Source organism: Cereibacter sediminicola, assembly GCF_007668225.1.
Lineage (GTDB): Bacteria > Pseudomonadota > Alphaproteobacteria > Rhodobacterales > Rhodobacteraceae > Cereibacter_A > Cereibacter_A azotoformans.
This window is the reverse complement of record NZ_VDEK01000033.1, coordinates 19,106-41,830: the sequence shown is the minus strand read 5'-3', so window position 1 is coordinate 41,830 and position 22,725 is coordinate 19,106. Positions and strand designations below refer to the sequence as shown.

22 protein-coding genes and 2 tRNA genes are annotated in these 22,725 nt (G+C 68.1%); 11 read left to right on the top strand and 13 right to left on the bottom strand.

The genetic code is table 11. The features are described from left to right. The first annotated feature begins 248 nt into the window (after positions 1-248). The 8 genes from FG154_RS17005 to FG154_RS16970 all read left to right on the top strand — a co-directional run bounded on the left by FG154_RS17005 (position 249) and on the right by FG154_RS16970 (position 7,382). The gene (locus FG154_RS17005; protein ID WP_145110470.1) at positions 249-950 is read left to right on the top strand and encodes an autoinducer binding domain-containing protein; all 702 of its coding nucleotides are present in this window, start codon (positions 249-251) and stop codon (positions 948-950) included. Positions 951-1,124: 174 nt separating this feature from the next. Further along, positions 1,125-1,757 (top strand): acyl-homoserine-lactone synthase, encoded by a 633-nt coding sequence (locus FG154_RS17000; RefSeq protein WP_145110467.1) that lies wholly within the window; start codon positions 1,125-1,127, stop codon positions 1,755-1,757. Between the two features lie 113 nt (positions 1,758-1,870). After that, positions 1,871-2,140 (top strand): hypothetical protein, encoded by a 270-nt coding sequence (locus FG154_RS16995; protein WP_145110464.1) that lies wholly within the window; start codon positions 1,871-1,873, stop codon positions 2,138-2,140. Between the two features lie 314 nt (positions 2,141-2,454). Continuing rightward, positions 2,455-4,077, top strand: a complete 1,623-nt coding sequence (locus tag FG154_RS16990) for an OpgD/OpgG family glucan biosynthesis protein (RefSeq protein WP_186312418.1) — start codon at positions 2,455-2,457, stop codon at positions 4,075-4,077. After that, a complete protein-coding gene (locus FG154_RS16985; protein ID WP_145110460.1) occupies positions 4,077-4,277 on the top strand; it encodes a hypothetical protein in 201 nt (66 codons plus the stop codon). Before FG154_RS16990 ends, FG154_RS16985 begins: the two co-directional genes overlap by 1 nt. A 3-nt stretch (positions 4,278-4,280) precedes the next feature. Further along, complete coding sequence (mdoH, locus tag FG154_RS16980; RefSeq protein ID WP_145110457.1) at positions 4,281-6,068, top strand: glucans biosynthesis glucosyltransferase MdoH; 1,788 nt, start codon at positions 4,281-4,283, stop codon at positions 6,066-6,068. Then, positions 6,061-7,290 carry an OpgC family protein gene (locus FG154_RS16975; RefSeq protein WP_145110453.1) on the top strand — a complete coding sequence of 410 codons (1,230 nt, stop codon included), beginning with the start codon at positions 6,061-6,063 and terminating at the stop codon, positions 7,288-7,290. The genes mdoH and FG154_RS16975 overlap by 8 nt, the downstream gene beginning before the upstream one ends. 17 nt (positions 7,291-7,307) lie before the next feature. Further along, positions 7,308-7,382: transfer RNA gene (locus FG154_RS16970), tRNA-Gly, on the top strand. Positions 7,383-7,726: 344 nt separating this feature from the next. On the opposite strand, the gene FG154_RS16965 is transcribed toward FG154_RS16970, so the two are convergent. From FG154_RS16965 to FG154_RS16945, 5 genes are all read right to left on the bottom strand, one after another. Further along, positions 7,727-9,268: a trimethylamine methyltransferase family protein gene (locus tag FG154_RS16965; protein WP_145110450.1), complete on the bottom strand. Its 1,542-nt coding sequence runs from the start codon at positions 9,266-9,268 to the stop codon at positions 7,727-7,729. A 114-nt stretch (positions 9,269-9,382) separates the two neighbouring features. After that, positions 9,383-9,988 carry an ABC-type transport auxiliary lipoprotein family protein gene (locus FG154_RS16960; RefSeq protein WP_145110447.1) on the bottom strand — a complete coding sequence of 202 codons (606 nt, stop codon included), beginning with the start codon at positions 9,986-9,988 and terminating at the stop codon, positions 9,383-9,385. Positions 9,989-9,990: 2 nt separating this feature from the next. Continuing rightward, a complete protein-coding gene (locus FG154_RS16955; protein ID WP_145110444.1) occupies positions 9,991-10,956 on the bottom strand; it encodes an MlaD family protein in 966 nt (321 codons plus the stop codon). 3 nt (positions 10,957-10,959) lie between these two features. Next, positions 10,960-11,733, bottom strand: coding sequence for an ABC transporter ATP-binding protein (locus FG154_RS16950; RefSeq protein ID WP_145110441.1), 774 nt, complete (start codon positions 11,731-11,733; stop codon positions 10,960-10,962). Next, complete coding sequence (locus tag FG154_RS16945) at positions 11,733-12,833, bottom strand: ABC transporter permease (RefSeq protein ID WP_186312417.1); 1,101 nt, start codon at positions 12,831-12,833, stop codon at positions 11,733-11,735. Before FG154_RS16945 ends, FG154_RS16950 begins: the two co-directional genes overlap by 1 nt. A 389-nt stretch (positions 12,834-13,222) precedes the next feature. Here FG154_RS16945 and FG154_RS16940 point away from each other — a divergent pair. Both FG154_RS16940 and FG154_RS16935 read left to right on the top strand, forming a co-directional pair. After that, a tRNA-Val gene (locus FG154_RS16940) sits at positions 13,223-13,298 on the top strand. A 123-nt stretch (positions 13,299-13,421) separates the two neighbouring features. Then, a complete protein-coding gene (locus tag FG154_RS16935; RefSeq protein WP_246100374.1) occupies positions 13,422-13,757 on the top strand; it encodes a hypothetical protein in 336 nt (111 codons plus the stop codon). 8 nt (positions 13,758-13,765) lie between these two features. On the opposite strand, the gene FG154_RS16930 is transcribed toward FG154_RS16935, so the two are convergent. The 5 genes from FG154_RS16930 to FG154_RS16910 all read right to left on the bottom strand — a co-directional run bounded on the left by FG154_RS16930 (position 13,766) and on the right by FG154_RS16910 (position 18,117). Further along, positions 13,766-14,353, bottom strand: a complete 588-nt coding sequence (locus FG154_RS16930; protein WP_145110435.1) for a c-type cytochrome — start codon at positions 14,351-14,353, stop codon at positions 13,766-13,768. After that, a complete protein-coding gene (locus FG154_RS16925) occupies positions 14,350-15,606 on the bottom strand; it encodes a PQQ-dependent sugar dehydrogenase (protein WP_145110432.1) in 1,257 nt (418 codons plus the stop codon). The genes FG154_RS16930 and FG154_RS16925 overlap by 4 nt, the downstream gene beginning before the upstream one ends. 261 nt (positions 15,607-15,867) lie before the next feature. After that, positions 15,868-16,035, bottom strand: coding sequence for a hypothetical protein (locus tag FG154_RS16920; RefSeq protein ID WP_011908794.1), 168 nt, complete (start codon positions 16,033-16,035; stop codon positions 15,868-15,870). Beyond that, positions 16,032-17,159: a YeeE/YedE thiosulfate transporter family protein gene (locus FG154_RS16915; RefSeq protein ID WP_145110429.1), complete on the bottom strand. Its 1,128-nt coding sequence runs from the start codon at positions 17,157-17,159 to the stop codon at positions 16,032-16,034. The genes FG154_RS16920 and FG154_RS16915 overlap by 4 nt, the downstream gene beginning before the upstream one ends. 10 nt (positions 17,160-17,169) lie before the next feature. After that, positions 17,170-18,117 carry a sulfurtransferase gene (locus FG154_RS16910; RefSeq protein WP_145110426.1) on the bottom strand — a complete coding sequence of 316 codons (948 nt, stop codon included), beginning with the start codon at positions 18,115-18,117 and terminating at the stop codon, positions 17,170-17,172. Positions 18,118-18,460: 343 nt separating this feature from the next. Between FG154_RS16910 and FG154_RS16905 the strand changes: the two genes are divergently transcribed. After that, positions 18,461-18,808: a RidA family protein gene (locus FG154_RS16905; RefSeq protein ID WP_145110423.1), complete on the top strand. Its 348-nt coding sequence runs from the start codon at positions 18,461-18,463 to the stop codon at positions 18,806-18,808. Between the two features lie 87 nt (positions 18,809-18,895). Here the strand turns inward: FG154_RS16905 and pgi are convergent, their stop codons facing one another. Genes pgi through zwf form a run of 3 tightly spaced genes read right to left on the bottom strand, consistent with a single transcriptional unit; the run spans position 18,896 to position 22,666 of the window. Beyond that, on the bottom strand, positions 18,896-20,497 hold the full coding sequence (gene pgi, locus FG154_RS16900) for a glucose-6-phosphate isomerase (RefSeq protein WP_145110420.1): 1,602 nt from the start codon (positions 20,495-20,497) through the stop codon (positions 18,896-18,898). Between the two features lie 11 nt (positions 20,498-20,508). Next, the gene (pgl, locus tag FG154_RS16895) at positions 20,509-21,180 is read right to left on the bottom strand and encodes a 6-phosphogluconolactonase (RefSeq protein WP_145110418.1); all 672 of its coding nucleotides are present in this window, start codon (positions 21,178-21,180) and stop codon (positions 20,509-20,511) included. A 34-nt stretch (positions 21,181-21,214) separates the two neighbouring features. After that, entirely contained in the window at positions 21,215-22,666 is a 1,452-nt protein-coding gene (zwf, locus tag FG154_RS16890; protein WP_145110415.1) for a glucose-6-phosphate dehydrogenase, read from the bottom strand. Positions 22,667-22,725 lie beyond the last annotated feature (59 nt).

The window sequence follows — 22,725 nt, the reverse complement described above, 5'->3', positions numbered from 1 at the left end:
TCGCAGCCCAAACCGCAAACGCCTGAGTGTCCGGTGAAACGGGGGCAAAACCAAGGCCCGCCTGAAGGGCGCGGCGCAGCGGATGAACGCCAAGACGGCGGCGCAGGCCGCCTCGGTGGCCGCGAGCCGGGGCATCCTGTGAGACATTCGCGGATCTTGTGACGCAACGTCAGGCGCACCTCCCAAAGGCTGAAGGATCGTGCTAGATACTAAGGACGGCTGCGAGGACGGCCGGGGGGAGCCGGCTCATGGATATCATCGACCTCAGCGTGGTCGCTTCGGACGATGCGAATTTTCTGGAATATCTCGACCAGCTCTGCGCGCAGCTGGGGTTCGACTATGCCTCCTACGCCACGACAAGCCCGATGACCGGGGCCGTGCAGGGCTATGCGAACTATCCCGACAGCTGGAAGATGCACTACATGCGGCGCAACCTGCACCGTGTGGATCCCACCATCCACAAGTCCGCGCTGAGCATCGCGCCCGTGGACTGGGCCCGTTTCGAGCGGGACGAACGTTTCCGGGCGGTCTTCTTCGCGGCCGAGGATTTCGGCATCACGCCCCAGGGCCTGACAGTGCCGGTGCGGGGGCCCTACGGCGACCGGGGCCTCCTGTCGGTCACGCGGAGCTGCGCCCGCAGCGAGTGGGACAAGCTCAAGCGGGCGGCGATCGGCGATCTTCAGGTGGCCGCGGTCCATCTGCATGATGCCGTCATGCGATCGGACGTGATCTCGCGCGCGCTGCGCCAGCCGCGCCTGTCCACGCGCGAGATCGAGGTGCTGCAGTGGGTGGCGGCCGGCAAGTCGCAGATGGATATCGGCGACATCCTCGGGATCTCGCACCGCACCGTCGAGGTGCACCTGCGTTCGGCGCGGGAAAAATTGGGGACGCTCTCGACCGTGCAGGCGGTCGGCCGCGCGATCGGGCTCGGCCTCGTTTACCCAAGATGACAGGTTCTTCTCGCTGAGCGCATGACGCGGCGGAAATCCCGCGGCCCACAGGCCAGCGGATTTGCATCAAAAATGTCCAAGGCATGGCTATCGGCTACGGGATTTCCCCGATAGCCGAAACGGGTCGATGTGCGCAACTATAGCCGTATGTTACGCAACCTAAAGGACTGAAGAATGATCTTCATCGTCGACTCACTCAACCTACACGAGCATGCGGAGATCGTGAAGGACATGTTTCGGTTGCGCAAGCGGGTTTTTGCCGACCGTCTGGGCTGGGACGTTCAGGTCTCGCAGGGGATGGAGCGCGACCGCTTCGACGAGCTGGACCCGGCCCATGTCATCAGCGTCGATGACGAGGGGCGCGTGGTCGGCTGCATGCGGCTGCTGCAGACGACCGGTCCGCACATGCTGTCGGACGTGTTCAGCTCGATCCTGAACGGCGAACCCCCGCTGCGCAGCGCCACCTGCTGGGAAGCCACGCGCTTCTGCGTGGATACCGAGCGGCTGGTCAGCGGCCGGGCCCGGAACTCGATTTCCTATGTCACGAGCGAGGTGATGATCGGCGCGTTCGAGTTCGCCATGGCCTCGGGCGTCAGCGATGCGGTGGCCGTCATCGACCCGGTCATGGACCGCGTGCTGAAGCGGTCGGGCAACGCCCCGCACGGATACCTCGGCACGCCCAAGCCGATGGGCAAGGTCACGGCGCTCGCCGCCCTGATGGATTGTTCGGAGGACCGGGTGAAGCGGATTCGCGACTTTGCCGGGATTTACCATGACGTGACGCAACCACAGACTGTAATGGCCTGAAAACCGGCGGATATTCGCCGCTCAGGGCATTCTTCCGCTTGCAGGACAAGCATCTTGCAGGCAGTTCGGACGGGCGGCCCGTGCGGGCCGCCCGCCGCACCGGAGGGATGAGGATGGCGCAACCGGACCCGAGCAGGACCAATGTGACGGAATTTTCCGTCCGCCGGGCTCCGCGCGAGCCGAAGGGCGATCACGCGTGGCTGGTGGCGCACCTGATCTCGCTGATCGGCTATGCGGAACGTCACGGTCTGACCGAGGTGGAAGAGGCGCTGGCGCAAGCCGCAGAGCGCGTCGCTCCGGCCGTGAAGCCCGCCGCCGACGCCGAGCGGCGGCCCGATCCGCTGGTCTATCTCCGCCGCCCCTACCCCGAAAAGCGCGACTGAATCCGCCCAGGGTGCGATCGCGAACGGCTGGATGGCACTTTGGTTTCCCGCGTTGCCACCCTTCGCCGGATGCCTGTCTGCACCGCAGCATCGCAGGCGTTCTGCCCCCAGGAAGGCAGGGGTGAAGAACCACGCCACCGCTGCGCGGGAGAGTGCGTTCTTCTGCACACAAGTTCGGCGAATCCGCGCTCAGCCCGCCGGCTGCGGCATCGACCGACCTTGCAAGTCCGTCTGCCCCGACCATATTGCTGGACGGTGCGAATCCTGCATTTGCACCCCACAAGCCATTGAAAAACGGACGTCGTCTCTCCCTTATGCACGCACATTCCGCACCCTCTGCCCGTCTGAACCGCCGGCTGCTGCTTTCTGCGGCAAGTTCGACCCTTGCCCTTGCCGCCATGGGTCTCGTCGGGCTTCCCCTGCGCGCGCAGGAGGCGCCTGCGGAAGAGCCGCCGGCCTCGGTGCCGAGTGCTGCGCCGCAGCAGTTCAGCTTCGACTGGCTGACGGAAGAGATGCGGGTTGCCGCCACCCAGCCGCATGTCGAGCCGGCGAACCTGACCGGCTTCCTCGGCGATCTGCACTATGATGACTACCGCCTGATCAACTTCCGCAACGACCGCTCCCGCTGGGCGGATACGGACAGCATGTTCCGCATCCAGGCCTTCCATCTGGGCTGGCTGTTCGGCGCGCCCGTGCGGCTCTTCGACGTGACGGATGGCTTCATCCACGAGGTCCAGTTCTCGACCGACGACTTCGAATACCGCAACGAGCTTGCGACGCGGGTGGCGGCCCATGTGGATCTGCCCGGCGTGGCGGGCTTCCGGCTGAATTTCCCGCTCAACCGGCCCGACATCTACGACGAGCTGGTGGCCTTCCTCGGGGCGAGCTACTTCCGCGCCCTGGGCCGGGGCAACGCCTACGGGATCTCGGCGCGCGGGCTGGCCATCAACACCGCGACCTCCTCGCCCGAGGAGTTTCCGCGCTTCTCGCGCTTCTATCTCGAGCGTCCGCAGGCCGGCGGCCTCTCGACCGTCCTCTATGCCGCGATGGAGAGCCCGAGCGTCACCGGCGCCTATCGCTTCGTCATCACGCCGGGCATCGATACGGTGATGGATGTCACCGCGCGGCTCTTCTTCCGCAACGCCGTCACGCAGCTTGGCGTGGCGCCGCTGACCTCGATGTTCCTTTATGGCGAGAAGAACCGCGCCAGCTACGACGACTTCCGTCCGAACGTGCACGACAGCGACGGCCTGACCATCCGGCGGCGCGACGGGGATCTTCTGTGGCGCCCGCTGAACAATCCGCCCCGGCTGGCGAGCAGCTATTTCGGCGAGGAGAACCCGCAGTCCTTCGGGCTTCACCAGCGCAAGCGGGCGTTCGAGGATTACCAGGACGCCGAGGCGCACTACGAATTGCGTCCTTCGGTCGATGTCGAGCCGGTCGGCGACTGGGGCAAGGGGGTCGTCCGGCTGGTCGAGATCCCGACGCGCTACGAGACGAACGACAACATCGTGGCTTTCTGGGTGCCCGAAGGGAAGATCGCCGCCGGAGATGCGCGCGAATTCGCCTACCGGCTCCGGTGGGGCGCCCTGCCCGTCGAGGCGCCCTCGGACATGGCCCATGTGTGGGAGACACGGGCGGGTCACGGCGGCGTCTCCGGGGTGGAGAACACCGCGGGAACGCGCAAGTTCGTGGTTGATTTCAAGGGCGGACTGCTGGGCAACCTGCCGCGCAACGCCAAGGTCGAAGCCATCACGTCGGTGCAGCATGGCAAAATCGTCATGCAGACCCTTGAACGACTCGACGGGATGGACATATGGCGTCTCGTCCTGGACGTGGCCGCAGCCGAGGGGGCCACGGTGGAACTGGCAAGTCATATCGCCGGTTATGGACGCAAACTCTCGGAAACTTGGCTCTACCAGTGGATCAAAGCCTGATGCTGCACTCTGCCGACTCCCTGCGGACCGAGCCCCTTGAGGGTGCGCCGCTCCAGGATACCGCGGCTCTTGTCGACCGGCTTGGCGCGCCTCCGGCCGCGCCCTGTGCCATGCCCAAGCAGCAGCTCGAACCGGTGGCCGTGGGCCTCCTGTCGGTGCTGCGGCTGTTCGGGGTCCGCGCCCCGAGGCCGGGGCTCTGAGCCATGTCCGCGGAACGGCGCCTGCGCGCCGTCACGTTGGCCTCGCGTCTCGTTGCGGCGGCAATCAGCCTCACCGCGGCAGCCGGGGCCTTCTTTCTTTTCCTGCAGTTCGGTTCGTCGGACGGGCTCGACGCGATGGACATCACGCGCAGCGTGCTGATCCTCGTCTCGACGTCCTGGCTCGGCTGGGGTGCCGCCCATGCGGTGCTCGGCCTGTTCACGCGCCCCCGGCGTCCGGCCAACGTCGATCCCGACGCCCCGATCACGGGCCGCACGGTCATCCTCGTTCCGGTCTATAACGAGGATCCCGTCGCAACCTTCTCGCGCATCGCCGCGATGGATGCCTCGCTGGCGGCCACGCCCTGGCACCGGATGTTCGACTTTGCCATTCTGTCGGATACGCGCGACGAGGGCATCGCCGCGCGCGAGCGGTTCTGGTTCCTTCGCCTCCTGCGCGAGCGCGACGCCGAGGGGCGCATCTTCTACCGCCGCCGTGCGGTGAACCGCGGCCGCAAGGCGGGCAACATCGAGGATTTCTTCCAGAAGTCCGGCGCCGCCTACGACTTTGCCGTGATCCTCGATGCGGACAGCCTGATGGAAGGCGAGACGCTGGTCGAAATGGTCCGCCGTATGGAGGCCGAGCCGCGGCTGGGCCTTTTGCAGACGCTGCCCGTCGTGACCAAGGCGCGGGCCCGTTTCGGCCGGTCGATGCAGTTTTCGGCCGCGCTCCACGCGCCCGTCTTCGCCCGCGGTCTGGCCATGATGCAGGGCGAGACCGGGCCGTTCTGGGGCCACAACGCCATCGTCCGGGTGCGCGCCTTTGCCGAAAGCTGCGGCCTGCCCGAACTGTCGGGTCCGCCACCCTTCGGCGGGCCGGTCATGAGCCACGATTACGTCGAGGCGGCGCTGCTGGCGCGGGCCGGCTGGATCGTCCGGTTCGACGACGACATCCGGGGATCCTACGAGGAAGGGCCGGAGAATCTGGTCGATCACGCCAAGCGGGACCGTCGCTGGTGCCAGGGCAACCTGCAGCACGGGCGCATCCTGATGGCGCCGGGCCTGCGGGCGTGGAACCGCTTCGTCTTCGTCCAGGGCATCATGTCCTACATCGCCCCGCTCTTCTGGCTGGGGTTCATCGCGGCCTCGATCGCCGCGCCGTTCTTTGCGCCCCCGCTCGACTACTTCCCCGTGCCCTACTGGCCGTTCCCGGTCTTTCCGTCGGACGAGACCTGGAAGGCGATCGGTCTCGCCGTCGGCATCTTCGGGCTTCTGTTGCTGCCCAAGCTGATGATCGCCATCGAGGCGATCGCCTCGGGCCGCGCCGCCGGCTTCGGGGGGTCTGTCCGGGTGCTGGTCTCGACCCTGGCCGAGCTGGTCTTCTCCAGCGTCATCGCGCCGATTCTCATGGCCTTCCAGACCCGCTCGGTGCTGCAGGTGCTGCTTGGCCGCGACGGCGGCTGGCCCACGAACAACCGGGGCGACGGCAGCCTCTCGTTCGGACAGGCCTGGATGGCAAGCCACTGGATCGTGACCTGGGGCGTCGTCGGCCTTGGAGCCACCTATTACTTCGCACCCGGCCTCGTGCCCTGGCTGCTTCCGGTCGCCATTCCCATGATCCTGTCTCCTCTCGTGATCTCGGTCACTTCCAGACGCAGCCGCTCGGCGCTGTTCACCATGCCGCTCGAGCTGGCTCCGACGCCTGTGTTGCTGGCGCACCAGACGATCTTCGCCGACTGGGAGCAGGACCCTGCGCCGGAAGCCTCATCCTCGATGGCGGTGATCCATGCCTGACCAGCCACATGCCGCCCCGGGACGGGACAAGCGGCTCGACATGTTCCGAGGCCTCGCGCTGGTGATGATCTTCATCAACCATGTGCCGGGAACGGTGTGGGAGAAGTTCACCAACCGGAACTTCGGCTTCTCGGACGCCGCCGAGGGGTTCGTCCTGATGTCGGGCATTGCGGCGGGCCTCGCCTACTCCAAGGGGCTGCACCGGGCCAACTGGGCCGGGGCGCGCAGGATCTGGCGGCGGAGCTGGACCCTCTACCTCGTTCACCTGCTGACGACCGCCTGGGCGATCGCCATATCGGCGGCCTTTGCCCTCTGGTTCGCCGCCCCGCAGCTTCTGCATGAGAATCAGGTCTGGGTGCTGTTCCAGAAGCCTCTGGGCTTCCTGATCGGCGTGCCGGCGCTGACGCACCAGCTCGGCTACACCAACATCCTGCCGCTTTATGCGGTGCTGCTGCTGGCCACGCCGCTCCTCATCATCGGCGCGTTGCGCTGGCCGCGGGTCCTGCTGGCAGGCTCGATTCTCTTCTGGATCGTGACAGGGCAGTTCCGGCTGAACCTTCCCAACTTCCCGAACCCCGGCGGCTGGTTCTTCAATCCGCTGGCCTGGCAGGTGATCTTCGTTTTTGGCCTGCTGACAGGGGTGGCCATGAAGCAGGGCCGCCGGTTCGTTCCGATCCTGCCGTGGCTGCAGGCGCTTGCGGCGGGGTATCTGATCCTCGCGCTGCTCTGGCTGAAGGTGCCGGTCATCAAGGAGACGATGAACCACTTCATGTGGATCCTGAACCGGCAGGTCGGCCTGCCCTTCTACATCACGGCCTTCGACAAGACCTTTGCAAGCCTTCCGCGCCTGCTGCACGTTCTGGCGCTCGCCTACCTGTTGAGCACGCTGGTCTGGGTGCGGCGGGTCTCGGCGTCCAGCTGGGCCGAGCCCTTCGCGCTCCTGGGCCGGCACGCCCTGCAGGTCTTTGCCACCGGCACGATCCTGTGCTTCGTGCTGCAGGGGGTGAAGGATGTGGCGGGCAACCGCTTCCTTCTCGACACGTTCCTTCTGTCGGCCGGGCTCTCGATCCAGTTCTGCGTGGCGTGGCTCGCCGATCGCTGGAAGGGCCATGGGCGTCCCCATCCTGATTCGGACGCTGTGTCCCGAGCCTCCGGGATTTCCTCGCAAGGCGCGCTGCAGACACAGGAAAAACCTCTTGCAGCCGCCATGCCGCTCCGCTAATACCTGCCCCACGGAGCGCGGGCGTAGCTCAGGGGTAGAGCATTACCTTGCCAAGGTAAGGGTCGTGAGTTCGAATCTCATCGCCCGCTCCAGTAAATCGAAGGTCATGGTGTTGTCCGTACGACGCGCCAGACCTAGGGAAGAGTAGCCGACGCTCGCCTCGACTTCTTTACTATCTCGACATACTGGACTGGAAAAACAGCCCAGAGGATTGCTCGATACGGAGCCGCTGCCAATGCCCTTTGGCGTGGTCGGCCGGCGCTCGAGTTCGTGCCGAACAGGTGCCCATCGCAACAGGGTCCGGCAGCTGACGGGCGGCTGCGCCGAGGAGCCTCACGTCCCCTGCTCAGTCGGGACGCACGCACCGGCAAACCTCGCTCACGGGCTCTGCCCGACCCTGAGGCCGGGCAGAACCGTCAGCACCCGCCAGCGGGCGTCAGATGAAGGCGTCGGGCGTCGCTTCCTTCTTGCGCGCCACATAGGCGGAGAGGGATTCGGCCACCGCCTCGTCGAGCGCGGGCTTCTGGTAGTCGGCCAGAAGCTTCTTCACCCGGGCGGCCGCAAGCACTTCGGTGTCGCGCGCGCCCTCTTCCTCCCACGTCTCGAAGGGCTTGTAGTCGAACAGGTCCGAGCGCCAGAAGGCCGACTTGAAGTTGGCCTGCGTGTGGGCGCAGCCGAGATAGTGCCCGCCGGGGCCCACTTCGCGGATCGCATCCATCCCCTGCCCGTTCTCATCCATCGCGACGCCCTGCGCCAGGTGATGAAGCGTGCCCAGCTGGTCGGAGTCCATGACGAACTTCTCGTAGGACGAGACGAGCCCGCCCTCGAGCCACCCGCAGGCGTGGAGCATGAAGTTCACGCCCGACATCAGCGCCACGTTGAGCGAGTTGGCCGTCTCATAGGCGGCCTGCGCATCCGGCAGCTTCGAGCCGCAGAACGAGCCGCCCGAGCGGTAGGGCAGACCCAGCCGGCGGGCGAGCTGGCCGGCGCCGTAGGTGATGTGGGCGGCCTCGGGCGTGCCGAAGGTGGGGGCACCCGAGTTCATGTCGATCGAGGTGACGAAGGCGCCGAAGATCACCGGGGCACCGGGCCGGATGAGCTGGCTGTAGGCCACGCCGGCCAGCACCTCGGCCAACACCTGGGTCAGCGTCCCCGCCACCGTCACCGGGGCCATGGCACCGCCCACGATGAAGGGCGAGACGATGGCCGCCTGGTTGGCCGCCGCATAGACCTCGAGCGCGCCCATCATCGTCGCGTCGAAGGTAAGCGGCGAGTTGATGTTCACGAGCGAGGTCATCACCGTGTTCTGATCGACGAACTCCGCGCCGAACAGGAGCTTGGCCATCTCGACCGAGTCCTCGGCCCGCGACGGCTCGGTGACAGAGCCCATGAAAGGCTTGTCCGAGAGCGTCATGTGGGCGTGGAGCATGTCGAGGTGACGCTTGTTCACCGGCACGTCGGTCGGCTCGCAGACCGTGCCGCCGGAATGGTGCAGCCACTTCGACATGTAGCCGAGCTTCACGAAATTGCGGAAGTCCTCCATCGTGGCGTAGCGCCGCCCGCCCTCGTGGTCGCGCACGAAGGGCGGGCCGTAGACCGGCGCCAGCACGAGATTGCGCCCGCCGATCTCGACATTGCGGGCGGGGTTGCGGGCGTGCTGGGTAAAGCTCGACGGCGCCGTCGCGCAGAGCTTGCGCGCGAGCCCGCGGGGAATATGCACCCGCTCGCCGCGCACATCGGCGCCGGCGTCGCGCCACCGCTGCAAAGCCGCCGGATTTTCAAGGAAGTTGACGCCGATCTCCTCGAGGACCGTCTCGGCGTTCCACTCGATGATCTGGAGCGCCTCTTCGTTCAGGATCTCGAAGTTCGGGATGTTGCGGGTGATGAACTTCGCCGTCTCGAGGCTGACAGCCGTCCGCTCCGCCCGCCGCGCCGATCCGCCGCCACCCCGCGCCCTGCGTGCCGTGACCTCGTTCATCGCCCATCCTCCAAAAGCCGGCTGCCCTTTTGCGTCCTTATGACGCTTTTCGAGGCCGAGTCCGGCATCGATTCCGGCGCTTGCCGCCAGAAAACGACATGCGCCGGCGTGGGCTCAGCGCGCCTGCGCCCGCGCCCAGCCGATCGCCTGCCCCAGCGCCTGCGTCACCGCCGCCTCGAAGGCAACGACGACATCGCCCGTCGTGTCGGAGGCGGCTGGCGCAACGGCCTCGACGCGCCGGCTGGAGGCCACGCTCCGGTCGGATTCGCGGATCAGCGTCAGGACCATCGCCACCCTGACCACCGGCGTCGCTCCGGGAGGGGCCTCGGCCTGAAAGTCGCGCAGTTCGGTCATCAGCGTGTAGTCGGGCACCAGCCCCGCGGCCTCGCGCGCCACCAGCCGGAAGCCGCCGGCATTCTGGAGCGACCCCACCAGCAGCGTCTGCACCAGCGCCGGAGCCGGGTCCGACCAGCGCGCGTCGGGCAGATACTGGGCCTGCACGCGCGAGGGCTTGATCAGGATCCGGTCTGTCGCCAAGGCCCCGCCGGCCGTCACCGGCTCGACCACCACATGACGCGCGCCGCCGCCTCCCGGTCCGGGCAGGGGCGACAGGGTGTAGGTGTCAAGCTGCTCGGAGGCGCGCGAGAGCGACGAGACGGCACCGCAGCCCGCCAGCATCAGGGCCGCGACGAGGAGTGTGGAACGGGTCAGGGCGCGCATCGTCATCTCCTGTAGGATGGGGTCTGGTTGCCGAGGAAGAACCGTGCCGGATCGCGCGAGATCTGGGCGATCAGCGAGTTGAAGTTCGTGACCGTCCGGCGGGTCTCGGCGGCGAGGCTGGCGTATTGCGGCAGCCCGTTGTCGGCGAAGTTGCGGATGCCCGCAACGGATTGTTCGATCCCGGCAACGGCGCTGCGGATCTGGGCGAGCATTGGCGGCACGTCCTGACCCACGACCCGGTTGACCGATTCGAACGTGTCGCGGGCCGCCGAGGCCGCCCCTTGCCCTTCCTCGAGCGCGGTCTCGAGCGTGGCAAGCGCCCCCTCGGCGCGATCCGCCATCGTGTCGAGCCGGGCGGTGAAGTCGTTCAGCCGCGCGGTGGCCTCGGCCGCGTCGCGCGTGATGGCCGCGATGTTCTGCACCGAGGCGTCGGCGTTGGTCAGGATGCTTTCGACAGCGGCCCGGTTCTCGGGGCCGGTGAAGGTCTGGATGTCCTTCAGAAGCGCGATCGCCTCGGCCAGCAGCGTGGGCGCATCGGCGGTCAGCGCCTGCACGGCCGATCGTTCCGAGGGGATCACCGGAGGCCACTGGCCCTCTTCGGCCCGAAGCGGCTCCGGGGCCGCGCCGCCCGAGAGCGCGACATAGGAGACGCCCGTCACCCCCTGCGAAGCCACCTGCGCCCGCGTGTCGATCCGCACCGGGGTGGTGGCCGCGATCTGGATCCCCACCCGGACGAGAGAGGGATCCTCCTCGTCCACCTCGATCGTCAGCACCTCGCCCACATCCACACCGTTGTAGCGCACCGGGCTGGCACGCCCCAGACCCTCGACGCTGGTGAAGAGGATGTCGTATTCGGCGTAGGTGCGGTCCAGTTCGACCTTGGCAAGCCACAGCAGGAAGCCCAGCGTGGCGAGAATGCTCAGCAGCGTGAAGATCCCGATCAGCACATAGCGCGCGCGCGTCTCCATCGCTCAGCCCTCCGCCGCCAGCAGCGCCGCATGGGCGCGCGGCCCGTGGAAATAGTCGCGCACCCAGGGGTGGTCCACCTCCATCAGCTCGCGGATGGTTCCCGTCACCAGAACTTTCCTTTCTGCCAGAACCGCGATGCGGTCGCAGGTTGCATGCAGCGTATCGAGATCGTGCGTCACGAGAAACACCGTCAGTCCAAGGGATGTCTGCAGGTTGCGGATCAGCGCGTCGAACTCCGAGGCGCCGATCGGATCGAGGCCGGCCGTCGGCTCGTCGAGAAAGAGGATGTCGGGATCGAGCGCGAGCGCCCGCGCCAGCCCGGCCCGCTTGCGCATCCCCCCCGACAATTCGGACGGAAAGAGGGTGCGTGCCTTGGGCGGCAGCCCCACCATGGCGATCTTGAGGTCGGCGAGCGCCCGGCGGGTCTCGGGATCGAGGTCCGTCCGCTCGCGCATCGGCGCCTCGACATTCTCGCGCACCGTGAGCGAGGAGAAGAGAGCCCCGTCCTGGAACATCACGCCCCAGCGGTTCTCGACCCGCGCCATCTCGGCCCGCGGCGCCTGGCGCACATCCACGCCAAAGACCCGGACGCTGCCCGCCCGCGGCGCCTGCAGGCCCACGATCGAGCGCAGCAGCACCGACTTGCCCGTGCCCGAGCCGCCGACGATACCCAGCACCTCGCCCCGGTAGATGTCGAGATCCAGATCCTCGTGGATCACGTTCGGGCCGAACTGGTTCTTGAGCCCGCGCACCTCGATCACGACCTCCCGTTCCATCAGAGCCCCCAGACCGCGAAGAAGATCGAGAAGAGCGCGTCCACCACGATCACGAGGAAGATCGCCTGCACCACCGAGCGCGAGGTGTGGCTGCCGAGCGACTCGGCGTTGCCCGAGACCTGCATCCCCTGATGGCAGCCGATCACGGCGATGATCAGGGCGAAGAAGGGCGCCTTGACGAGGCCGATGATCGCGTGGCTCACGTCCGTGTCGGCCAGAAGCTGCGTGCGGAACATCCCCGGCGTGATGCCGAGGTCGATCCAGGCCATCAGCGCGCCCCCGACCAGCCCGGCCATCGAGGCGATGAAGCCGAGCACGGGCAGCAGGATCACCAGCGCGATCAGCCGCGGCAGCACCAGCCGGTCGATCGGATCGAGCCCGAGCACGCGCATCGCGTCGATCTCCTCGCGCATCTTCATCGAGCCGATGGCGGCGGTGAAGGCCGAGCCCGACCGGCCCGCCACGATGATCGCCGTCAGCAGGATCCCCAGCTCGCGCAGGATCGAGATGGCCACGAGATCCACGACATAGACCTCGGCCCCGAAGGGCTTGAGCTGGGTCGAGCCCTGGAAGGCCAGGACGATGCCGATCAGGAAGCCCATCAGCGTGACGATCGGCACGGCGTTCCAGCCCGCCTCCTGCATGTGATGCACGAGCGGCGTAAGGCGCAGCCGCCGCGGATGGATCAGAAGGGCTCCCAGATGAGCCACGACCTGGCCGAAGAAGGCCACGGAATCGAGGCTGCCCCGCAGCCCTCCGGCCACCTCCTGCCCGAGCTGCGCCAGCCCGTCCCCCGGCCGGCCCGGGATCGTCCGACGCCGCGGCTCGGGCTCGGGCATGGCGTCGGCAACGGTGGCCAGCAGGTGGCGGTGGGCCTCGCTCAGGTTCACGATCTCGAACGAACGCCCGCTGGCCTCGGCGCGCTTCTGCGCGCTGAGGATGGCCCAGGCGCCGGCCGTGTCGAGCGCCTCGACGGCCCCCATGTCGAGCCGCCCTTCCCGCTCGGCGGACGCGAGGTTGTGCCGCGTCCGGGCCAGAGTCTCGATGGTCAGCCGTCCGCTGATCCGCGCCGCCGACGGGGTGGTTCCTGTTGCGCCCAATGTCCTGTCAGCCCTGCTCCGACTCGCCTGTCACCTGCGCGATCCGGCCGAAGCGCCCGGCATTGCGCGATGGAACGCACCGCCGCAGCCTCCTGTTCCGCGCCGGGAGGTGCGGCCGCCGCCCGGCCCCTTCCCGATCCGTCCTCCCGCGACCGCCTGCCAACGCAGACAGGACGCCGCGACGGTTCGGCTCCGCCCCTTCAGCTTTCCCCAGTGCCTTCCGGGATACAACCGTTTTCCGTCCCCCGCGCGACGCAAGGCAGGCAGCACCGTTGCGCGTGTGCCGATCCGAGACCGCATCGGCCGCGTCTACGGACCGCGCAGATGCCACATCGCGCCGTTTGCGGACTTGCGGAACCGCCCCTGCCCGAGGTAGAGGGCGATCCGCGGGGTGGTTAGCTCAGTTGGTAGAGCGTCTCGTTTACACCGAGAATGTCGGGGGTTCGAGTCCCTCACCACCCACCAGACGTCTCGCAGCGGCCCGGCAGCGGCGGTCATCTCGCCTCATTGTGCGGTGACGGTTCCGGCGCTACGAGGGGCCTGCACCGGGGCGCGACCGGCGCCCCGGTGCGGGCAGAACGAAAGGATATGCGAGTGTTCCTCTTCATCACCCTCTCGCTGGCCGCCTCGCTGGCCCTTCTCTTCGGCGCGACCGAGATCGAGCGCCGCGCCATCGTCGGACGCTATACGGGCGTCAACGGCGCGGCGATCCTGATCACCTTCGTGGTCTCGTTCGTGGGCTCGCTCGTGGTGGTTGCGCTGGCCACGATCTGGGGCGGCTGGATCTATCTGTTCCACCTGCTGCCGATGACGGTCCTCTACCACTTCTTCATGGGCGTCTTCCTCGTCCACGGGCTGCAGAAGACGTCCGAGCGCGTGGCGCTCGAGGATCAGGCCGCGCGGCAACGGATGGCCGTGGCCTGATCGCGGGCTCAGGGCGGCGGCGCGATCTCGATCTCGACCGCCGCATACCAGTCCGCGGCGGCACGGATCTCGTCGTCGGTCAGCTCCGCGGCGATGGGCGACATGATCTCATGCACCCGCCGGCCGGTCCGAAAGGCCTTGAGCTGCGTCTCGATATAGATCGAGTTCTCGCCGGCGAGGTTCGGCGCATCCTCCAGCACCGCCAGCCCGTCGGCGCCGTGACAGAGCGCGCAAGCCTCGGGCGCGGCATGCGGATCGACCCCCGGCTTCAGCTCGGCCCGAATCCGCTGGATGGCGAACCAGGCGGCGAGATCGGCGATCTGGACATCGGTGAGCGAGGCGGCCACCACCGACATGATCTCATGCTCGCGCGCGCCCGAGCGGAAGGCCTCGAGCTGATGGCGGATGTAGGAAGGATGCTCGCCCCCGATATGGGGGGCGATGGGGATGCGGGCGAACCCGTTCAGCCCGTGGCAGGTGCGGCAGAGCCCGGCCGCCACCTTGCCCGCGGCGGGATTGCCGGCCGGCTCCTCGGCGGGCGCGGCCTGGGCGAGGAGAACCCCGCCCAGACCGGCCACAAGCGCAAACCGCCTCATTCCGGCTGATACCAGATGCGGTAGATCGCCCCCACGAGATCGTCCGACACGAGGATCGAGCCGTCGCGCAGCTGCGCCACATCCACGGGCCGGCCGAGATATTCGCCGTTCTCGTCGATCCAGCCTTCGGCGAAGGGTTTCGTCGTGGCGCTGCCATCCTCGGCGAGGGTGGTGACCATGACGCGCGCGCCGACCGGCGTCGTCCGGTTCCACGAGCCGTGCTGCGCCGAGAAGATGGCCCCGCGGTATTCCTCGGGGAACATCGAGCCGGTGTAGAACATCATGCCGAGATCGGCGGCATGGGCTTCCATCTCGACCACGGGCATCACCGCATCCGCAGGCGGCTCGTCGTCCTTGTATTCGACGGTGCGGACGCTGCCGCCGCCATACCAGGGGAAGCCGAAGTTCTGCCCCGGACCCGTCGCGCGGTTCAGTTCGCCCGGCGGGATGTCGTCGCCCATCCCGTCCACCTGATTGTCGGTGAACCAGACCTCGCCCGTCTCGGGGTGGATGTCCATGCCCACCGAGTTGCGGATGCCGCGGGCAAAGACCTCGCGGCCGCTGCCGTCCGTCTTCATGCGGATGATGCCGCCGATGCCCCACTTGTCGTAAAGTTCGCGCTTTTCGGGCGCCGGCACGTTGAAGGGCTGGCCGAGCGCGATGTAGATCATCCCGTCCGGCCCGATGTCGCAGACCCGCGCCGTGTGGTTGAAGCTCTCCTCCTCGACCGGGATCAGCTCGCCCTGCTTGACGAGGTTGAAGGCCGCCACGTCGCCCGACTCGTAGAAGAACTCGGCCGCGGGGAACAGGAGCACCCGGTTCTGCTCGGCGATGTAGAGGAAGCCGTCCTTCGAGAAGCAGGGCCCGTTCGGGATGGCAAAGCGCAGCGAGGGGGCGAAGTCCTTCACCTCGTCGGCGACCCGGTCCTTGTTGCGGTCGGTGACGGCCCAGACCTTGTCCTTGCGGGTGCCGACGAAGGTCACGATGCCCTGCGGCCCCACCGCCATGTGCCGCGCGTCGGGCACGACCGCGTAAAGGCCGATGCGGAAGCCCGGCGGCAGCGTGATCCGCTCGAGCGTGCGCTTGATGCCTTCGGCGAAGTCCCCGCCCTGCTCGATGAAGGTGAAGTCGGTCTTGCCCGTGCTCTGGAAATTCGAGAGCCTCTCGAGGTTGTCGGGCACGTCGGCACCCTGCGCATGGGCAAGTCCCGCGGTCAGGGAAAGTGCCGCGAGGGACGCTGTCAGTCGCTTCATGTCTTCCTCCCGTGTTGAACCGTCACGCCGGACTGGCCGCGGGCCAGAGACGCCGCGGAAGGGGTCCGGTCTGTCGTGCAGAAGCGGCCCGCCTCCCAACGGCGCCGCGCGGTCAGAATAGCTGACCAGTTCACGGTTCTGTCAACGAAAATCCTGAAGCGTTCCGCCCTGCGCCCTCCCGCGCGCGGGATGCTTGCGGCCGCCCGCGGCGGACCGTCCGGCAGCCGAAACGGAAAACGGCGCCCCGAGGGGCGCCGCGTGTCAGGAACCGGCCGCCGAGCAGTGCGCCCCGCCCGGCGCGAGCCCCGACCCGAGGGCGAGGATTGGCGGCGCCTGGTAGGGGTTGGGCGGCTCGCTGACCGCCGCATCGAGGGCCAGCACCCCCGCCACCGCCAACAGGACGAGGAGAGCCACGGGTTTCCTGGTCATCGCGGTCCCTCCAGCCCCAGGCCGGGCCGCATGCGGATGCCGACCCAGGAGCCTGCGAAGGCCGCCACGAACCAGACCCAGCCGTGCAGGCTGCCCGTCGAGATGCCGCTGAAGAAGGCGCCCACGTTGCAGCCAAAGGCCAGCCGCGACGAGTAGCCCAGAAGCAGCCCCGAGATCACGGCCGCAACCCAGGCCTTGGCCGGCAGGCCCGGAACCGCGGTGCCGAGGCCCCCCCGCCAGAGGCTCACCCCCACCGCCCCCGCGATCATCCCGATGTTGGTGAGCGAGGTCACGTCGGTCAGCACGCTCTCACGCAGCCGTTCGACCTGCGCGGGCGCGCTCCAGAAGGCGGAGGCCGAGAGGTCCGCGCCCATCGCGACGGCCCCCTTGGCGGCCCAGAGCCCGAGGCCATAGACCACGCCCCAGGGCTGCCCCGCCACCACAAGGTTGAGCAGCGCCAGCACCGCCAGCGCCGCCGCCGCCAGCCAGAGCCGCCGCGGAAGCCGCGCCCCGCCCGGCACGCCGAGCCAGATCGCCACCAGCGCCACGGCCGCAAGGGCCGCCAGCGTCACGCCCAGCCCCGAGAGGCCGTCGAGCACCACCACCGGCGCGAGACCGAACCCGTTCCACCAGTCGATGTGATAGGCCCCGAGGAAGCTGCCCACGGCAAAGAACGGCAGGGCCAGCGCCGCCACCGCGTTGCCGCTTCCGGCATTCACAAGCGTGCCAGAGCCGCAGCCCAGCACCAGCTGCATGCAGATGCCGAAGACGAAGGCTCCGCCCACCATGGCCCAGCCGACCGGCGCGTGCGCGCCGATCAGTTCCGAGGGATTGGCCCCGATGAGGGGGATCGCCACCACCGCGACCAGCGCGATGGCCAGCAGTTGCGCCAGAAGGCCCGCGGGCTCTCTGCGCAGGATCATCGCGCGCCACGGCCCGGCAAAGCCGAAGCGCAAGCCTTCCAGCGTGATCCCGAAGCCGAGCCCGATTGCAAGCAGCAGGCCGTAGCGTCCGCCCACCAGCGTCGCCACGGCCAGCACCGCAAGAAGGCCCGCCGCCATGAGGAGGCTCCGGCCCCCGAGGCCCGCCGGGACCGGCCCGGCGGTCGCCATCCTGTCCATCATCGTCCGATCCTCAGAAGACGCCGCTGATCTGGTTCCAGAGGTTCTGGAGCGGCCCCGGAACATTCTCCATCGGCAGGCCGGCGTTCGACCAGCCCACCATCGATTCGGGGTAGAGCTTGACGTTCTCGACGCCCGCCAGCTCGCTCAGCGCGAACCAGTTGGTCGCCGCCCAGTGGCCGGTGTTGCAGAAGGAGATAAGTTCTTCGCCGCCGGTGTAGCCCGCCTCGGCCGCAAGGCTCCGGGCGCGGTCCGCATCCATCACCGCAGGGTTCGAGCCGAACCAGCGGTCATGTGTGAAATATTCCGACTGCGGCAGCGTGCCGGGACGGGCGGCGGCCGGAGCGGCCTTCTTGCCTTCCCAGAACTCCTGCGGGCGCGCATCGACCAGCGTCGCCTGCCCTTCGCCCTCGACAACCTTCCGCACGTCCTGCTCGGTGGCCAGCCAGGCGTCCGAGAAGGCCACGGTGAAGTCGCTGGGGCTGGGGGTCACGGCCTCGGTGCTCAGCGGAAGACCCGCCTCCTGCCAGCCGCGCATGCCCCCGTTGATGATGGCCAGCTGGCTCACGCCGCTCGATTTCAGCGTCCAGTAAACCCGGGCGGCGGCGCCGAAGTCGGTGGCGTCCTTGCCCTCATGGACGATGACGGTCGGACGATCCGCCGTAACGCCGAGGCCCTGCAGGATCTCGGTCAGCCGGTCGGCCTCGGGCACCTTGCCGGGATTGTCGGCAGGCCCGCGGAACAGGCCGTAGGGAGCGGAAACGGCGCCCGCGATGTGACCCTCGGCGTAGGGCGAGGGCTTGCCCTCCTCACCGGCGCGGATGTCGATGAAGAGCGCCTTGCCCGACGCCTGCGCTGCGGCGGCCTGCTCGGGGGTCAGAAGCGGACCGAAGCCCTGCTGGGCGACGGCGGGCGCGGAGATGGCCATCAGAGCCGCGGTGGCAAGCGGAATCAGTCGCATGGCGTCACATGTCCTCAGGTTTGGATTGGGCTTCAGATCGAGCGTCGGGCGGGGAAAATCAAGAGAGGATATTCCTGCGGGCCCGCCCCCGAAGCCGCCGCAGCCGCCCCGATTTCCACGGGCATGCCGCCGCCGGGGACGAATTTCCCGATTTCGAGCCGAAGGACGAACAGGCGCACCGGCGGGGCACGCAGGGCGGAACGGACATGCTTATCGCCGAGGCCGGATCGGAGTAGCGGGTCACGGGCCGGTCCACGCGTCGCCAGGGACCGGCCCCCGCGCGGGGCGGCTTTTCCGCAGGATGCCGCTCGGTTAACAAGAGGCATCATTCAAGGAGACCTTCATGACCGAGATCACCCGATACGAAACCGGCGCACGCATGAGCCAGGCCGTCAGGGCCAATGGCCTGGTCTGGCTTGCGGGTCAGGTCGGCCATCCGGGCGAGTCCGTGGCCGCGCAGACCCGCACCTGTCTCGCCGAAGTGGACCGCCTGCTCGCGCTGGCCGGCAGCGACAAGACCCGCATCGTCTCGGCCCAGATCTGGCTGGCCGACATGGCCGATTTCGCCGAGATGAACGCGGTCTGGGACGAATGGGTGCCGCAGGGGCATTGCCCGGCCCGCGCGACCGGCGAGGCGAAGCTCGCAGCGCCGGGCTACCGGGTCGAGGTCATCGTGACCGCCGTGATCTGACCCGCGGCGGCGGCGGCCGAAGGCCGGGGGCTCTGCCCCCGGACCCCCGGGATATTTGGACAAGAGTGAAGGTGGGGGTGCCCCGCCTCAGCGGCGCAGGAAGTCGATGAGCTGGCGGGTGGAGCCGTCCTTGCCCTCGGTGCCGGCCCGGCCCTCGAGCATCGGCTGCAGCGCGAGCGCCAGTTCCTTGCCGAGTTCCACGCCCCACTGGTCGTAGGAGTTGATGCCGAGAATCACGCCCTCGACAAAGACCCTATGTTCGTAGAGCGCAATGATGCGGCCGAGCATCGCGGGCGTGAGCTTCGGATAGGCGAGCGTCGTGGAGGGGCGGTTGCCGGGGAAGACCCGGTGGCGCGCCTGCCGCTCGAGTTCGGTGCCGGTCAGGCCCTTCTTCGCCAGGATCGCGCGGGCCTCGTCGAGCGAGCGGCCGCGCAGGAGCGCCTCGGACTGGGCGAGGCAGTTCGAGACGAGAAGCAGGTGCTGGTGGGCCAGATCCGGCTCGTGGCCCTCGCGTGCGACGAGAAACTCGCACGGCACCACCCGCGTGCCCTGGTGGATCAGCTGGTAGAAGGCGTGCTGGCCGTTCGTGCCGGGCTCGCCCCAGACGATCGGGCCGGAGTGAAGCGCAAGCTCGTGCCCGTCCATGGCCACGCGCTTGCCGTTCGATTCCATCTCGAGCTGCTGGAGGTAGGCGGGCAGCCGGGCGAGCCGCTGGTCGTAGGGCAGCACGGCGCGGGTGGCATGGCCGCAGATCTGGTTGTGCCAGATGCCCACCAGCGCGAGCAGCACCGGCAGGTTCCCGGCGAAGGGCGCCTCGCGGAAGTGGCGGTCCATGGCGGCGCCACCCGAGAGGAAGGCGTCGAAATCCTCGGGGCCGATCGCGATCATCAGCGAAAGGCCGATGGGCCCCCACATCGAATAGCGCCCGCCGACCCAGTCCTCGAAGCCGAAGACGCGGGACGGGTCGATCCCGAAGGCCGCCGTCCGGTCGGCCGCGGTCGAGACGGCGGCGAACTGCGCCCCGGGATGGACGACGCGGCCCTCCATCCAGCGCCGTGCCGTCTCGGCGTTGGTCATGGTCTCGATGGTGGTGAAGGTCTTGGAGGCGACGATCACCAGCGTCGTGGCGGGATCGAGATCCTTCAGCGTGTCGTGAATATGGGCCCCATCGACGTTCGAGACGAAATGGCAGCGCGGCCCGTCGGCGTAGGGCGCCAGCGCAAGGCAGGCCATTGCGGGGCCAAGGTCCGAGCCGCCGATGCCGATATTGACCACGTCGGTGATGCGCCCGCCCTGCCCCGTGACGCGCCCCTCGCGCAGGTCGCGCGCGAAGGCCTGCATCCGGGCGTGCGTCTCACGCAAGCCCGCCGTCACGTCCTGCCCCTCGACCAGAACCGGCCGGTCCATGTTGCGCAGCGCGGTGTGGAGCACCGCGCGCCCCTCGGTCTCGTTGATCTTCCGGCCCGCAAACATCGCGTCGCGTTTCTCGGAGAGGCCCGCCGCGCCAGCCAGATCGATCAGAAGGTCGCGCGCCGTATGGTCGATGTTGGTCTTCGACCAGTCGAACAGCATATCGTCCATGCCGGTCGAAAAGCTCTCTGCCCGCCGCGGGTCCGCGAAAAGGTCGAGGATCGGGCGATGCTCGACCGCCTGTTGATGCGCCTTCAGCGCCTGCCAGATCTGCTTCATTCCAATGGTGCCTATTCCGCCCAATGCACGGTTGCGTTTGCCAGCAAAGCCTTGATCGGAGCCTCTCGGGGCGTCAACCCCTGGGCCCGTTCGAGCGCCGCGCGCTTCGCCGCGCCGGTGATGAGGACATGGATCGCCAGCGCCCCCTTGAGGGCGGGCGCGGTGAGCGTGATGCGCGGCTCGCCCGCGGCCTCGGCCCGCAGCGCCATGAGCAGGGGCGCGCTGTCGGACAGGGCCTCGTCGAGCCGGTCGGCGCCCGGAAAGAGCGAGGCGGTGTGCATGTCCTCGCCCATGCCCAGAAGCAGCACCGAAATCGGCAGATGCGGCTCGATGGCGGCGGCGAGGCCCTCGAGCGCCTCCTCGGGGGTCTCGGTGTCGGCCCGCAGCGGCAGGAACCCGGCGGCCGCGGCGCGTCCGGTCAGCAGCCGTTCGCGCAGAAGCCGGGTGTTCGAGCGCGGGCTCGTCTCGGGCACCCAGCGTTCGTCGTTGAGAAAGACCGTGATCCGCGGCCAGTCGATGTCCACGCCCGACAGGGTGTCGAACACCGGCCCCGGCGTGGTGCCGCCGGGAACGCAGAGGCTTGCGTGATCCTCGCGGCGCAGGAAGTCGGCCAGTTCGCCCGCGATCCGGTTCGCGAGCGACAGCATCAGGAACTCGCGATCGGGATATTCGACGAATTGCATGGTCATTCTCCTCGCAGGCAGGGCCTTGCGGCCGTCAGCGGATCTCGCGCCAGCGCCGGCCGTCGCGATGCATGAGCATCAGCGCATCCTCGGGGCCGGAGGTTCCGGGCTCGTAGCTCTTTGGCCGGTCGCCGCGACGCTCCCAGGCGGCGATGATCGGATCGACCCAGGCCCAGGCGGCCTCGACCTCGTCGCCGCGCATGAAGAGGGTCTGGTTGCCGCGGATCACATCCATGATCAGCCGCTCGTAGGCGTCGGGGATGTCCTCGCCGTCGGGCCCGAGTGCCTCGGCAAAGGACATGTCGAGCGGAACCTGCGTGAGACGCATCCCCCCCGGCCCCGGCTCCTTGATCATCACCTTGAGATTGATGCCCTCGTCCGGCTGCAACCGGATCACGAGGACGTTCTCGCGCCAGTCCTCGGCGTCGTCGAAGATCGAGTGCGGCGGCTCGCGGAAGGTGATGGCGATCTCGGAGGCGCGGCCGCGCAGCCGCTTGCCGGTGCGCAGGTAGAAGGGCGTGCCCTTCCAGCGCCAGTTGGAGATATGCACCTTCATGGCGATGTAGCTCTCGGTCCGGCTGCGTGGGTTGCCGGCATGGTCGAGATAGCCTTCCTGCCCGCCGCCCGCGAGATACTGGCCCCGCACGATGTCCTCGGGGGGCACCGGGTCGAGCGCGCGGATCACCTTGAGCTTCTCGTCGCGGACCGCGTTCGGATCGAAATGATACGGAGGCTCCATCGCGATCAGGCAGAGGAGTTGCATGAGGTGGTTCTGCACCATGTCCCGCATGGCGCCCGAGGTGTCGTAATAGGCCCCGCGCCCGCCCACGCCCACGGTTTCGGCCACCGTGATCTGCACGTGATCGATATATTGCGCCTTCCACAGCGGCTCGAACAGGATGTTGGCGAAGCGCACCGCCATCAGGTTCTGGACCGTCTCCTTGCCGAGATAGTGATCGATCCGGTAGATCTGCTCCTCGGCAAAATGCAGCGCCAGAACGCGGTTGAGCGCGCGGGCGGATTCGAGGTCGCGGCCGAAGGGCTTCTCGACGACGATGCGGCTCTGCGCGCCCGCGATGTCGTTCTCGTGCAGCCGTTCGGCCAGCGCGCCGAACAGCGAAGGCGCCACCGAGAAATAGAAGGCCCGCACGACGTCGGGGCGCATCATCTCCTTCAGCCGCGCCCAGCCCGAGGTGCCGGTCGCGTCGATGGCGACATAGTGGATGCGCTCGAGAAAGCCCTCGATCGCCTGATCGTCCCGTCGGGCCGGTGGCACGAACTCCTCGAGCGCGGCGCGGACCTGCGCCCGGAATGCCTCATCCTCCATCTCCGAGCGCGCCGCGGCGATGATCCGGCTTTCAAGCGGCATCTGCCCGGCGAGGAAGCGCCGGTAGAGGCCGGGCAGGATCTTGCGCCGGGCGAGGTCGCCCGTGCCGCCAAAGATGACCAGATCGAAGATATCCACGGGAATGACTCTCGAAACCATCGACCGTCCTGCTGTCTGTTAGCGCTAACGGCGTTCTAGCCACTGCCAGGGTCCATGTC

Coding starts and splice junctions, on each gene's coding strand:
- FG154_RS16925 (WP_145110432.1), bottom strand. CDS start 15,606: ATGAAGCGACTGACAGCGTCCCTCGCGGCACTTTCCCTGACCGCGGGA.
- FG154_RS16930 (WP_145110435.1), bottom strand. CDS start 14,353: ATGAGGCGGTTTGCGCTTGTGGCCGGTCTGGGCGGGGTTCTCCTCGCC.
- FG154_RS16915 (WP_145110429.1), bottom strand. CDS start 17,159: ATGATGGACAGGATGGCGACCGCCGGGCCGGTCCCGGCGGGCCTCGGG.
- mdoH (WP_145110457.1), top strand. CDS start 4,281: ATGTCCGCGGAACGGCGCCTGCGCGCCGTCACGTTGGCCTCGCGTCTC.
- FG154_RS16920 (WP_011908794.1), bottom strand. CDS start 16,035: ATGACCAGGAAACCCGTGGCTCTCCTCGTCCTGTTGGCGGTGGCGGGG.
- FG154_RS16985 (WP_145110460.1), top strand. CDS start 4,077: ATGCTGCACTCTGCCGACTCCCTGCGGACCGAGCCCCTTGAGGGTGCG.
- pgl (WP_145110418.1), bottom strand. CDS start 21,180: ATGCAATTCGTCGAATATCCCGATCGCGAGTTCCTGATGCTGTCGCTC.
- FG154_RS16950 (WP_145110441.1), bottom strand. CDS start 11,733: ATGGAACGGGAGGTCGTGATCGAGGTGCGCGGGCTCAAGAACCAGTTC.
- FG154_RS16935 (WP_246100374.1), top strand. CDS start 13,422: ATGCGAGTGTTCCTCTTCATCACCCTCTCGCTGGCCGCCTCGCTGGCC.
- FG154_RS16975 (WP_145110453.1), top strand. CDS start 6,061: ATGCCTGACCAGCCACATGCCGCCCCGGGACGGGACAAGCGGCTCGAC.
- FG154_RS17000 (WP_145110467.1), top strand. CDS start 1,125: ATGATCTTCATCGTCGACTCACTCAACCTACACGAGCATGCGGAGATC.
- FG154_RS16910 (WP_145110426.1), bottom strand. CDS start 18,117: ATGCGACTGATTCCGCTTGCCACCGCGGCTCTGATGGCCATCTCCGCG.
- FG154_RS16955 (WP_145110444.1), bottom strand. CDS start 10,956: ATGGAGACGCGCGCGCGCTATGTGCTGATCGGGATCTTCACGCTGCTG.
- FG154_RS17005 (WP_145110470.1), top strand. CDS start 249: ATGGATATCATCGACCTCAGCGTGGTCGCTTCGGACGATGCGAATTTT.
- FG154_RS16965 (WP_145110450.1), bottom strand. CDS start 9,268: ATGAACGAGGTCACGGCACGCAGGGCGCGGGGTGGCGGCGGATCGGCG.
- FG154_RS16990 (WP_186312418.1), top strand. CDS start 2,455: ATGCACGCACATTCCGCACCCTCTGCCCGTCTGAACCGCCGGCTGCTG.
- FG154_RS16995 (WP_145110464.1), top strand. CDS start 1,871: ATGGCGCAACCGGACCCGAGCAGGACCAATGTGACGGAATTTTCCGTC.
- pgi (WP_145110420.1), bottom strand. CDS start 20,497: ATGAAGCAGATCTGGCAGGCGCTGAAGGCGCATCAACAGGCGGTCGAG.
- FG154_RS16960 (WP_145110447.1), bottom strand. CDS start 9,988: ATGCGCGCCCTGACCCGTTCCACACTCCTCGTCGCGGCCCTGATGCTG.
- FG154_RS16905 (WP_145110423.1), top strand. CDS start 18,461: ATGACCGAGATCACCCGATACGAAACCGGCGCACGCATGAGCCAGGCC.
- zwf (WP_145110415.1), bottom strand. CDS start 22,666: ATGGTTTCGAGAGTCATTCCCGTGGATATCTTCGATCTGGTCATCTTT.